This is a genomic window from Curtobacterium sp. MCSS17_007 (genome assembly GCF_003234175.2).
Taxonomy (GTDB): domain Bacteria; phylum Actinomycetota; class Actinomycetes; order Actinomycetales; family Microbacteriaceae; genus Curtobacterium.
Genome location: NZ_CP126257.1, coordinates 2,184,144 through 2,196,079, shown reverse-complemented (window position 1 = coordinate 2,196,079; position 11,936 = coordinate 2,184,144). Strand labels below are relative to the sequence as shown.

The 11,936-nt window shown below is 70.0% G+C and carries 10 protein-coding genes; 7 read left to right on the top strand and 3 right to left on the bottom strand.

Annotated features, from left to right (window positions below; translation table 11 throughout):
* Positions 1–30: 30 nt before the first annotated feature.
* The 3 genes from sdhD to DEJ22_RS10345 all read right to left on the bottom strand — a co-directional run bounded on the left by sdhD (position 31) and on the right by DEJ22_RS10345 (position 2,264).
* Entirely contained in the window at positions 31–477 is a 447-nt protein-coding gene (sdhD, locus tag DEJ22_RS10355) for a succinate dehydrogenase, hydrophobic membrane anchor protein (protein ID WP_111227071.1), read from the bottom strand.
* Between the two features lie 20 nt (positions 478–497).
* Positions 498–947 carry a succinate dehydrogenase, cytochrome b556 subunit gene (gene sdhC, locus DEJ22_RS10350; protein WP_111227070.1) on the bottom strand — a complete coding sequence of 150 codons (450 nt, stop codon included), beginning with the start codon at positions 945–947 and terminating at the stop codon, positions 498–500.
* A 78-nt stretch (positions 948–1,025) separates the two neighbouring features.
* Positions 1,026–2,264 carry a glycosyltransferase family 4 protein gene (locus DEJ22_RS10345; RefSeq protein WP_258379613.1) on the bottom strand — a complete coding sequence of 413 codons (1,239 nt, stop codon included), beginning with the start codon at positions 2,262–2,264 and terminating at the stop codon, positions 1,026–1,028.
* A gap of 226 nt (positions 2,265–2,490) precedes the next feature.
* Here DEJ22_RS10345 and DEJ22_RS10340 point away from each other — a divergent pair, with 226 nt between their 5' ends.
* The 7 genes from DEJ22_RS10340 (at position 2,491) to DEJ22_RS10310 (ending at position 11,800) form a co-directional block, all read left to right on the top strand.
* The gene (locus DEJ22_RS10340) at positions 2,491–3,606 is read left to right on the top strand and encodes a mannose-1-phosphate guanylyltransferase (RefSeq protein WP_111227068.1); all 1,116 of its coding nucleotides are present in this window, start codon (positions 2,491–2,493) and stop codon (positions 3,604–3,606) included.
* Positions 3,607–3,673: 67 nt separating this feature from the next.
* Positions 3,674–5,659, top strand: a complete 1,986-nt coding sequence (locus tag DEJ22_RS10335) for an alpha/beta hydrolase (RefSeq protein ID WP_146241749.1) — start codon at positions 3,674–3,676, stop codon at positions 5,657–5,659.
* A gap of 131 nt (positions 5,660–5,790) precedes the next feature.
* Positions 5,791–6,189, top strand: a complete 399-nt coding sequence (locus DEJ22_RS10330; protein WP_146241748.1) for a hypothetical protein — start codon at positions 5,791–5,793, stop codon at positions 6,187–6,189.
* Positions 6,190–6,457: 268 nt separating this feature from the next.
* The gene (locus DEJ22_RS10325; RefSeq protein ID WP_111227065.1) at positions 6,458–7,528 is read left to right on the top strand and encodes a BMP family lipoprotein; all 1,071 of its coding nucleotides are present in this window, start codon (positions 6,458–6,460) and stop codon (positions 7,526–7,528) included.
* Positions 7,529–7,623: 95 nt separating this feature from the next.
* On the top strand, positions 7,624–9,144 hold the full coding sequence (locus tag DEJ22_RS10320) for an ABC transporter ATP-binding protein (protein WP_111227064.1): 1,521 nt from the start codon (positions 7,624–7,626) through the stop codon (positions 9,142–9,144).
* Positions 9,141–10,517 carry an ABC transporter permease gene (locus tag DEJ22_RS10315; protein WP_258379612.1) on the top strand — a complete coding sequence of 459 codons (1,377 nt, stop codon included), beginning with the start codon at positions 9,141–9,143 and terminating at the stop codon, positions 10,515–10,517. The genes DEJ22_RS10320 and DEJ22_RS10315 overlap by 4 nt, the downstream gene beginning before the upstream one ends.
* Positions 10,514–11,800, top strand: coding sequence for an ABC transporter permease (locus DEJ22_RS10310; protein WP_111227063.1), 1,287 nt, complete (start codon positions 10,514–10,516; stop codon positions 11,798–11,800). Before DEJ22_RS10315 ends, DEJ22_RS10310 begins: the two co-directional genes overlap by 4 nt.
* The last annotated feature ends 136 nt before the right edge of the window (positions 11,801–11,936 follow it).

Sequence of the window (11,936 nt, the reverse complement as noted above, 5' to 3'; positions counted from 1 at the left end):
GGTCTCGAGGCGGTGCGGACGGCGCGGTCGCTACTGCGCCGGGCAGAACGACGGCAGGTCGGCAGCGGCGGCGCCGGCGGGGCACGGGTCGAACGTCCAGCAGACGAGCAGGCCGAGCACGATCAGCGCGACGCAGGCGATGAGCACCGCGAGCAGCAGGGTCTTCCGGATGCCGGGCTTCGCGACGTAGTCGTTGATGATCGTCCGCATGCCGTTCGAGCCGTGGATCAGCGCGAGGACGAGCATCAACGAGTCCCAGACCTGCCAGAACGGGTTGGCCCACTTGCCGGCGACGAAGGCGAAGTCGATCTGCTTGACGCCCTCGCCGGCGACCATGTTGACGAAGAGGTGCCCGAAGATGAGCACGACGAGCAGGACGCCCGAGGCGCGCATGTAGATCCACCCCCACTTCTCCCAGTTGGTGGTGCGGCGGGCTGCTGCGGCCGAACGAGGCGGCTCGACGATCTGTGTGGTCATGATTGGTGGCGTCCCTTCGCCTACTGGAAGTCCGCGACGAGGTTCATGAGCTGACGGGGCAGGAAGCCCGCGATCAGGACGGCCCACACGACCAGGACGACCCAGAACATGGTGCGCTGGTACTTCGGACCCTTCGACCAGAAGTCGACCAGGATGATCCGCAGCCCGTTGAGCGCGTGGAACACGATCGCCATGACGAGTGCGATCTCACCGAGGTTCATCAGCGGCGTCTTGTACGTGCCGATCACGGCGTTGTAGGCCTCCGGCGACAGCCGGACGAGCGCCGTGTCGAGGATGTGCACGAGCAGGAAGAAGTAGATCGCCACACCGGTGATGCGGTGCAGCACCCACGACCACATGCCCGTGGAGCCGCGGTACAGGGTCCCCTCGAGCCTCCGAGAGGCGCGGGGCGCCTCGATCGTCACCTCGGGTTCGACCACCGTCGTCCCGCCTGCGGTCTGCTCGGCCATGAGCTCGCCCTCCCATAGGACGGGCTCGCCCGATCGGCGAGCCCTTGCCGTTCGTGTTCGTGTGGAACACGTCCCATCCTATGCGCGCGCGCTGACGTTCTCGTCCCACCCGACACGGAGGCTGCGAGGAGCGGCCGGCACAGCGCCGATCGTGCGGGCCGTGTCGTGGTGCGCCAGGAGCTGGTCGCCCACCGCCTCCCACGTCGTGCCCTCGACCCGGAGCCGTCCTGCCGAGCCCATCCGGGAGGCCGCAGCCGGGTCCTGGACGAGTCCGAGCACGGCACGACGGAGCGCCTGCGGCACGTCGGGGTCGTAGAGTTCGCCGTCGAGCCCCGGGGCGACGAGGTCCACGGGGCCGCCGGCAGCAGGGGCGACGACGGGCAGGCCGCTCGCGTGCGCCTCCTGCAGGGTCTGACCGAAGGTCTCTGCCGGACCGGTGTGCACGAAGACGTCGAGCATCGCGTACGCGTCAGCCAGGGCATCGCCGCGCAGCGGTCCGGTGAACGTGACGTCGAGGTGCCGCAGCCGACGCTCGAGGGTCGCCCGCGACGGCCCGCCGCCGGCCACCACGAGCCGGAGGCCGGGGACGCCGCCGAGCTCGGCGAGCCGCTCGACCTCCTTCTCCGGCGCGAGCCGCCCGACGTACCCGACGATCGTCTCGCCGCCGGGTGCGATCCTCCGTCGTGCGGCACGGACGTGCGCGGAACGACGACGGTCCGGATGGAAGAGCACGGTGTCCACGCCGCGCCCCCAGCGGGCGACGCGCGGCACGCCGTCCTCCGCCAGCATCGCGGCGGTCGCGCTCGACGGGGCGAGCGTGAGCGACGCCCCGGCGTGGATGCGCCCCAGGATCCTCCTGACCAGCGGGACGGTCGCGGTCAGGCCGTTGCGGCGGGCGAACCCGGCCACGTCGGTCTGGAAGACGGCGACGGAGGGGATGCCGAGCCTCCCGGCCGCCGTGATCGCGCGACCGCCCAGCAGGAACGGGCTCGCCGCGTGCAGCACGTCAGCGCCGGAGGCGGCGAGGATCGTGTCGAGCACAGGGTGGGGGAGCGCGACCGGGAACTGACGGTACGCCACGGCCGGCACCCGGTGCACGTCGAAGGACCGGTACCGCTCGACCTGCGTCTTCGACCGGAACTGGGCGAGGCCGGGGGTGTCCGGCGCGATGACGACCGCGCGGTGGCCGCGGCGCTCCAGGTGGTCGAGGACCGCGAGGACGCTGGTGGTCACGCCGTTGAGGGTGGGCAGGAAGCTCTCGGTCACGACGGCGACGGTCCGCTGGGACGTGCCGCGCTCCACGCTGCGTGCGCTCATGGTGCGTCCCATGCTCCGCGCGGGTCGTGACCGGCCGGGGCGCTCCGGGTGAACGGGCGGCGCGCAGGGGGTGAACAGGCGGCCGGGAGGCCCGGTGTGGCCACCGCGGTCGGGTCCGATCCGTCGCGGCGCGGGCCGGACCGCCGTGGCGGCTCCGGCAGGCCGCGTGCGGAGACCGTCCGGGTGACATCCAGGTCGCGTCCGGGCGCACCGGTACGGTGAGCGGGTGGCAGACGCACTCGAGGACTTCTACGCGATCATCCCGGCCGGCGGCATCGGCTCCCGGCTCTGGCCGCTCTCGCGCGCCGACGCGCCGAAGTTCCTGCACGACCTGACCGGTTCCGGCACCTCGCTCCTGCGGCAGACCTGGGACCGGCTCGCACCGCTCGCCGGGGACCAGCGGATCATGGTCGTCACCGGTCGGGCGCACCGAGCCGCCGTCGAGGCGCAGCTGCCCGGCGTCGCCGACCACAACGTCGTGCTCGAGAGCGAGCCGAAGGACTCCACGGCCGCGATCGGCCTGGCCGCGGCGATCCTCCGTCGTCGTGAACCCGACGTGGTGATCGGCTCGTTCGCCGCCGACCACGTCATCGGCGACGCCCGTGGCTTCCGGCGGTCGGTGCGCGACGCCGTCGCCGCGGCACGGGCCGGGTACGTCACGACGATCGGGATCACCCCGACCGAGCCCGCGATCGGGTTCGGCTACATCCACGCCGACGAAGCGGCGCTCGACGTCGAGGGAACTTCGACCGTGCACGCGGTGAAGTCCTTCGTCGAGAAGCCCGACCTGGACACCGCGCGTCGGTACCTGGACGACGGGTCGTACCTCTGGAACGCCGGCATGTTCATCGCACGGGCCGACGTGCTGCTCGCCGAGATCGGCCGCACGAAGCCCGAGCTGCTCGCCGGCATCGAGGAGCTCGCCGCCGCGTGGGACACCTCGTCGCGCGGTGCCGTGGTGGACGCCGTGTGGCCGGGGCTCGAGAAGATCGCGATCGACTACACGGTCGCCGAGCCGGCCGCGGCGGCCGGTCGCATGGCCATCGTGCCCGGCGACTTCGACTGGGACGACGTGGGCGACTTCGCCTCGCTCGCGAAGCTGCAGTCCGGCGGGCGGGCGAACAACCTCGCCGTGCTCGGCGACGGCGCGCGCATCCTCGCCGACTCGTCGAGCGGCATCGTCGTGGCGCACAGCCAGCGACTCATCTCGCTCATCGGCGTCGAGGACATCGTCGTCGTCGACACCCCGGACGCGCTGCTCGTGACCACGAGCGAGAACGCGCAGCGGGTGAAGGGCGTGGTGGACGCGCTGAAGCTGAGTGGTCGGGGGGACGTGCTCTGAGGTCCCGCGGACCTGGTGTACGGTGATGTTCCGGTCATGGGGACCGGGCTGACTCGGGGGAGTGCTGATGGGGGACATCGCGTTCGACGCGGACGAAGCGAGGTCGGCGGCGCGAGTGGCGCGTCGGGCGGCCGAGACGCTCCGCGGGCAGGCTGGCGCTCGCTCCGGAGCGGTCGAAGCGGCGCTCGACGACTTCGAGGGCTCGTACGCCGAGCGGTTCCGGAGTGCCGCGGTGATCGAGGCCGAGGACCGGGCGCGTCTGGCGGGCGTGCTGGTCGACCTCGCGGAACAGATCGACGCCGCAGTCGCCGCCGCTGAGCGTGAACGGGCGCGACAGCGTGCCCGTGCCGAGTGGAAGGCACGCGACGCCGACCGGAAGCGGGCAGCATCCGTTGCCCAAGCCATCGCCGGTGCTGCCGGGCGATCGGTGCTCGATGCCTGGGAGGGCTTCACCGATCCCGAGCCGTCGACCGAACCCGAGCCGAGGCCCGTGGTCGACGCCGAGTTCCGAGGTCGCGAGCGCGCGCGCTACGGCGACGGGGCGAGCCGTGGAAGGAGTTCTGCCGACCCGAGCGCTCTCCGGGCCTTCGTCACGACGACCTCAGGGCTGGACTCCACCGCGTCAGCGGAGTCCACGCGCGTGGGATCGGCCTGGTCCTCCTTCCGGGACTCCTGCGGCGGGGTCACCGTCGACCGCGCGAGCATGCCAGCGGGCTTCGAGCGCTACGTTCGTGAGAACGACGAGGACCGGAGCTGGATCGGCAGGATCGCGGAAGCCTTCGAAGCCGCCGGCGGCAGTGGATCGCTGTCGAACGTCGCTCTCGACATCGCGGCGACCGGACAGGCGGCGCCTGCCCTTCAGCGGCTGTTCGCGGACGACCTCATGCCGGCGGAGGTCGCGGAGCGCTGGGCCGCGCTCGGGCTGACGGTGGCCGACGCCGGCGTGTTCGACGGCCTGCCGACGGACGTGCTCGCGCGACTCGGCAACCTCGAGGGCGTCCCGTACTGGGCCAGGAGCACGGCGAATACCCTCGTGCTGAACCAGCGACTCGGCGATGTGGAGCGCCAGATCGAGCAGCTGGAGGGGACAGTGGCATCGGCGGGTGACGGCTCTCGGGCGTTGTCGCGGGAGCTCACGGCGCTGTACGCGGACCGCAAGGCCCTGCGGAACATCAACGCTGCGTTGAAGGTCACGGACGCGAGCGAAGGACAACGCTTCCTGACCGCGCTGACCGCCGACCGTCCCCCACTCGCGGCTGTGTCGATCGGTGATCTCGACACCGCCGCCAACGTGACTTGGGCAGTGCCAGGCATGGATACGGGGACATCGGACATGAGCAGCTGGTCACGAGCTGCCCAGAACATCTACGACGAACAAGGACGAGAGGCTGCGGATTCTCGACGGGCCGTGATCGCCTGGATCGGGTACGAGACGCCCAGTCCGGCGACCGTTCTCGGCATGGCGAAGGCCGAGACCGGCGGTCGCAAGCTCGCCGACTCAATCGAGGGTCTCGGAGCGGTTCGCTCCGAAAACATGCCGACGACCAATGTGGTGGCGCACTCGTACGGCACCACCACTGCAGCGGTCGCGTTGTCCGAGACGGGGGCGCACGTGGACCGATTCGTCTTGCTGGGCTCGGCTGGGCTGCCCAACCAGGTCGATTCGGCCGGCAAGTTGCACGCTGAACATGTCTTCGTCGGTCAGGCACGGAACGTGGTCTTCGACGAGGCCGGACAGGGAGATCAGTTGGCGGCGCTCGGCAGGCAAGCTCCTGGACACCACGTTGATCCCGCGACTCGGGTGTTCGGCGCGACTACATTCGGCACGGACACCAATCCGGCGGGGGTTGCGGAGCAGCGACCTGTCCTCAACCACGACCCATTGACCGGGGACAGGGCCGGCTACCTCGATGCGCAGACGGAATCCGTGTACAACGTCGGTCGAGTGACGACCGGCCGCGGAGATGCGGCAACGCCTTTCCTCCCCAAGGCACCTACTGCGCGAGACCGAGAACTCTACGAGCGTTTCCACTCCCTGATCGGAGAACGATGATCGGCACCACCTCGAAGACGGCGCGCCGCCACGTTCTGGGCATCGTCGTCCTGCTCGCACTCGCTGGACTGCTGACCGGCTGTGTGTTCAGAGCGCCGGACAGAGCATCGAACCAACGAACGGAACCGGACATGGATGCTGAGACCGCAAAACAGCAGATGATCGACGCCGTCGACGACGCAACCCGACTCCTCGGCGGACACTGGGAGGCGCGGACCGGACCTGACTACCCCGAGGACTGCGTCCTGTCCGACGGCGAGCAGGGTGCGCAGTGGCGGTACCTCACGGGGAGCACGCTGGCGGGCAACCCGTCCGAGGACGGCGCCCGGATCGCGGACCACTGGCGTGGGCAGGGGCTGCAGGTCGTCGTCCGTGGTTCGAGCGACGGACCGGCGGTGTTCGGGAGCGGGGGCGGACAGATTGCTTCCATCAGCGCGTACGTCTACCCCGGGAACTACACGGTCCAAGCAGTGTCCCTGTGCTTCCCCGGCGACGCCGACCGCATCGTGGAGCAGCAGGCCGACGAGTGATGCATCATCGGCGTCTGGTGCTTCCGTGCACGATCGACGGCAGGTGTCGCCGGCTGTAGCGCTCCACCACGAAATCGTCGGATCGTCCCCCGGACCGGGCCTCCGGGGGACGACGGCGTTACGGGCGCGTTTCGTCGGGGTCGCGATCGGGTAACTGATCCCAGCAGTCCCTCAGGGGCGTTCTGTACCGGCCCGACGGTCGTGTACTGTCGCCACGATCGCCCGGAACGCACGTGGTCCGGGCACCGCCCCCCGGAGGAACCAACCCGTGACATCTCGTACCCGTCAGGTCGTGCTCAGCGGCCTCGCGCTCGTCGGCACCATGGCCGTCCTGGCCGGCTGCTCGGCCGCCCCGTCCGAAACCGCCTCGGCGAAGAAGACCGACTTCCGCCCCTGCATGGTCTCCGACGCCGGTGGCTTCGACGACAAGTCCTTCAACCAGCTCGGCTACGAGGGCATGCTCGACGCGGCGAAGGAGCTCGGCGCGGACACGAACAAGGCCGAGTCCAAGGACGCCACGGTCTACGACTCGAACATCGAGCAGCTCATCAACCAGAACTGCAACATGATCATCACGGTCGGCTTCAACCTGGCGGACGCCACGAAGAAGCAGGCCGCGGCGAACCCCGACACCGAGTTCGCGATCATCGACGACAACTCGATCGACGCCAAGAACGTCAAGCCGATCACGTTCGACACCTCGCAGGCGGCCTTCCTCGCCGGCTACGCCGCGGCGTCGTACTCGAAGACCGGCGTCGTCGGCACCTTCGGCGGCATGCAGATCCCGACCGTCACCATCTTCATGGACGGGTTCGCGGACGGCGTCGCGTACTACAACGAGCAGAAGAAGAAGGACGTCAAGGTCGTCGGCTGGAACGTCGAGACCGGCAAGGGCTCCTTCACCGGTGGCTTCGAGGCGGGCACGCAGGCCAAGTCGGTCGCGCAGACGCTGCTCGACCAGGACGCCGACGTGATCCTGCCCGTCGGTGGTCCGATCTACCAGTCGGCTGCCGAGGCGATCAAGGACGCGAACAACGGTTCGGTCCTGATCGGTGCGGACAGCGACCTGTACGAGGCCGACCCCCGCTACAAGGACATCGCCTTCACCTCGGTGATGAAGGGCATGCGCCCGGCGGTCAAGGACGTCGTCGAGCAGGCGGCGGACGACAAGTTCTCGAAGGAGCCGTACGTCGGCACCCTGAAGAACGACGGCGTCGGCATCGCGCCGTTCCACGACTACGAGTCCAAGGTCGACTCGGGTCTGCAGGACGAGCTCGACACGATCAAGTCGGGCATCATCGACGGCTCGATCAAGGTCGAGACGCAGTCGAACAAGTAGTCGGGTGAACGCGGGCGGGGGATCGATCCTCCGCCCGCGTTTCCGCGCGTCCACCGACGGGTGGCGCGTTGACCAACAGGAACGCAGTAGACAACATGAAGCTCGAGCTCCGCGGGATCACGAAGCGGTTCGGCCCCCTGGTCGCGAACGACCACATCTCCCTCACGGTCGAACCCGGTGAGGTGCACTGCCTCCTGGGCGAGAACGGTGCGGGCAAGTCCACCCTGATGAACGTGCTCTACGGCCTGTACCAGGCGGACGAGGGCGAGATCCTCCTGGACGACGTCGTCCAGGACTTCGACGGCCCCGGCGACGCCATGCGCTCCGGCATCGGCATGGTGCACCAGCACTTCATGCTCGTGCCCGTGTTCACGGTCGCCGAGAACGTCATGCTCGGCCAGGAGCAGACGACCTTCGGCGGACGCCTCGACCTCGCCGGTGCCCGCAAGCGGGTCCGCGAGATCAGCGACCGCTTCGGGTTCGACGTCGACCCCGACGCCCGCATCGAGGACCTGCCCGTCGGCGTGCAGCAGCGCGTCGAGATCATCAAGGCACTGTCCCGCGACGCGAAGGTCCTCGTGTTCGACGAGCCGACGGCCGTCCTGACGCCGCAGGAGACCGACGAGCTGATGGGCATCATGCGCCAGCTCCGCGAGGCCGGCACCGCCATCGTCTTCATCACGCACAAGCTGCGCGAGGTGCGCGAGGTCGCCGACCGGATCACGGTCATCCGCCTCGGCAAGGTCGTCGGCGAGGCCTCGCCGACCGCGACGAACAACGAACTCGCCGCGCTCATGGTCGGCCGAGCCGTCTCGCTCGTCGTCGACAAGACGCCCGCGTCCGGCGGCGAGGACGCCCTCGTCGTCGAGGGCGTGACCGTCACCGACCCGTCCGGTGTCGTGCTCGTCGACGACGTCTCGTTCACCGTCCGCCGTGGCGAGGTCCTCGCCATCGCCGGCGTGCAGGGCAACGGGCAGACCGAGCTCACCGAGGCGATCATCGGACTCGAGCCCGTGCACGCGGGCCGCATCACGCTCGACGGCAAGGAGCTCACCGGCCGCACGGTGAAGCAGGTCCTCGACGCGGGCGTGGGCTTCGTACCCGAGGACCGCAAGGAGGACGGCCTGGTCGGGGAGTTCACGATCGCCGAGAACCTCATGCTCGACCGCGCCGACCACGACGAGTTCGTGCGTGCCGGCACCATCCGCTCCGCCGAGCGCGACGCGTTCGCCGACGAGAAGATCGCCGAGTTCGACATCCGCACGCCGTCCCGCACCACCGCGGCCGGTCGGCTGTCCGGCGGCAACCAGCAGAAGATCGTCCTCGCCCGCGAGCTCAGCCGCGAACTGCGGCTGTTCGTCGCCGCGCAGCCCACGCGCGGCATCGACGTCGGTTCGATCGAGTTCGTGCACAAGCGCATCGTCGCCACCCGCGACACCGGCGTCCCGGTCATCGTCGTCTCCACGGAGCTCGACGAGGTCGTGGCGCTCGCCGACCGGATCGCGGTCATGTACCGCGGCGGCATCGTCGGCATCGTCCCCGCGGACACCCCCCGCGACGTCCTCGGCCTCATGATGGCCGGAGAACTCCCTGAAGGAACGGAGCTGGCAGCGTGAGCACCCCCACGCCAGACAACACGCAGCCGGCCACCCCGGCCGAGCACGACCGCACGTCGGCGACCCCGACCGAGGCGCCCACCGACGACCGCCTGCAGGACGTCGAGGGCACCCCGCACCTCATGACGGACTCGGCCGACGACACCGAGCGCCGGGCCGCCGGCGGTGACCGCTGGAGCACCGCGCTGCAGAGCATCGTCAACGGCTCCGTGCTCGTCACGGTCCTGGCCGTCGTGCTCGCCCTCGTCGCCTGCGGCATCCTGATCGCCGTCACCGACGAGAACGTCCGCGCAGCAGCCGGGTACTTCTTCGCCCGCCCGACCGACACCTTCCAGGCCGTCGGCACCGCGGTCGGCGGGGCGTACAAGTCGCTCTTCCAGGGCTCGGTCGTCAACTTCGGTGCGAGCTCCTTCGCCCAGGCGATCGCCCCGATCACGCGCTCGGTGGACTACTCCGTCCCGCTGATCGCCGCCGGTCTCGGCATCGCCCTGTCGTTCCGCGCCGGCCTGTTCAACATCGGCGGTCAGGGGCAGATCCTCATCGGCGCCGCGGCCGCGGGCTGGGTCGGCTTCTCCTTCGACGGTCCCGCCGCGATCCACATCCCGCTCACCGTCGTCGCCGGCATCGTCGGCGGTGCGGTCTGGGGCGGCCTGGTCGGTGTCCTCAAGGCCCGCACCGGTGCCAACGAGGTCGTCCTGACGATCATGCTCAACTACGTCGCGCTCTACCTGGTCAGCTACCTGCTCCGCACCCCGGGCCTGCTGCAGGCCCCGGGGAGCTCGAACCCGATCTCGCCCGCCACGAAGGAGAGCGCGGTGTTCCCGGCGCTGTTCGGCCCGCGGTACGGCATCGACCTCGGCTTCGTCGTCGCGCTCGTCGCCGTGGTCGTGGTGTGGTGGCTCGTCAACAAGTCCTCGCTCGGCTTCCGGTTCCGCACGATCGGTGAGAACCCGCGTGCCGCCCGCGTCGCCGGCATGAGCGTCCCCGCGCTCACCATCTGGGTGATGGTCATCTCGGGGGCGCTCGTCGGCATCGCCGGCGCCTACCAGGTGCAGGGCGCCGTGACCTCGGGCTTCACCTCGGGCATCGACGCCGGCATCGGCTTCGACGCGATCACGGTCGCCCTCCTCGGTCGTTCGAAGCCGTGGGGCGTGTTCTGGGCCGCGATCCTGTTCGGCGTGCTGAAGAACGGCGGCTACGCCATGCAGGCCGCGAACGACATCCCGATCGACATCGTCGGCGTGATCCAGGCGCTCATCGTCCTGTTCATCGCCGCACCGCCGCTCGTCCGTGCGATCTTCCGCATCCCGCAGCCGGGTGCGCGTCGTCGCGGTCGTGCCGCGAAGAACTCCCGGAAGGCGGTCGCCGCATGAGCACCACCACCACCGCGGCGCCCGCACCGGCGCTGTCCGACCGTCCGATCGAGACGACCCGGAGCTGGAAGGCCCCGATCGGCTTCGGCGTGTTCACCCTGCTCGCGCTGCTGTTCTTCGGCGTGCTGCACCGCGCCGGTGACACCACGTTCCGCCTGGCGAACGGCGGCGACTTCTTCGCGCTGCCGAACGTCCCGCTCCCCGCGACCGGCACCGGCATCGTCGTCATCGTCCTGCTGGCCCTGGCCACCGTGTACGCCGTCGTCGAGGTCCGCGCGTCCCGTCGGATCCCGCTCTGGCTGACCGCGGTGTTCGCGGTCGTCTTCGTCGTCGGCTTCCTCACGTGGTCGGCCGCCGGCGACACCATCCCGGTCCCCGGTCTGCTCGTCGGTGCCCTCGGCCTGAGCGTCCCGCTCGTGTTCGGTGCCCTCGGCGGTGTGATCTCCGAGCGCGTCGGCGTCGTCAACATCGCGATCGAGGGCCAGTTCCTCGCCGGGGCGTTCACCTCCGCGATGATCGCCTCGCTCACCGGCTCGGCGTGGGTCGGCCTCGTCGGCGCGTTGATCGCCGGCGTCCTGGTGTCGTTCGTCCTCGCGGCGTTCAGCATCAAGTACCTGGTCGACCAGGTCATCGTCGGTGTCGTCATCAACGCGTTCATCTCCGGCCTGACCGGCTTCCTCTACTCGCAGGTGCTCTCGCCGAACGAGCAGACGCTCAACGTCGGCGTGCGCTTCCCGAAGCTCGAGATCCCGGTCCTGCACCAGATCCCGGTCATCGGCCCGGTGTTCTTCGAGCAGACGGTCGTCGTCTACCTGGCCTACGTCGCCGTCGCGGTCGTCACCTTCGCACTGTTCAAGACCCGCTGGGGCCTGCGCCTCCGCGCGGTCGGCGAGCACCCGCAGGCCGCGGACACCGTCGGCATCAACGTCGCCCGGACGCGGTTCTGGAACGTGTCGCTCGCCGGCGCGATCGCCGGTCTCGGCGGTGCGTACTTCACGCTTGACGCGGTCGGCCCGTTCACGAAGGACATGACCGCCGGCGCGGGCTACATCGCCCTGGCCGCCGTCATCTTCGGTCGCTGGGACCCGATCCGGGCGACGCTCGCGGCGCTGCTGTTCGGCTTCGCGTCGAACCTGCAGAACATCCTCGGCGCGATCGACTCGCCCGTGCCGAGCGAGTTCCTGCTCATGCTGCCCTACGTCGTCACGATCTTCGCCGTCGCAGGCCTGGTCGGGCAGTCGCGCGGGCCGGCGGCCGCCGGCAAGCCGTACATCAAGAGCTGACGGGCTGGAGGCACCACACGTGACCCACACGAACGGATCCGGTGACCGAGTGGTCACCGACACCACCGGGGCGGACGCCGCCACGAGCCTCCCGGCCGACACCGGCCTCGCGGCCGACGCGAGCGTCGACGTCGAC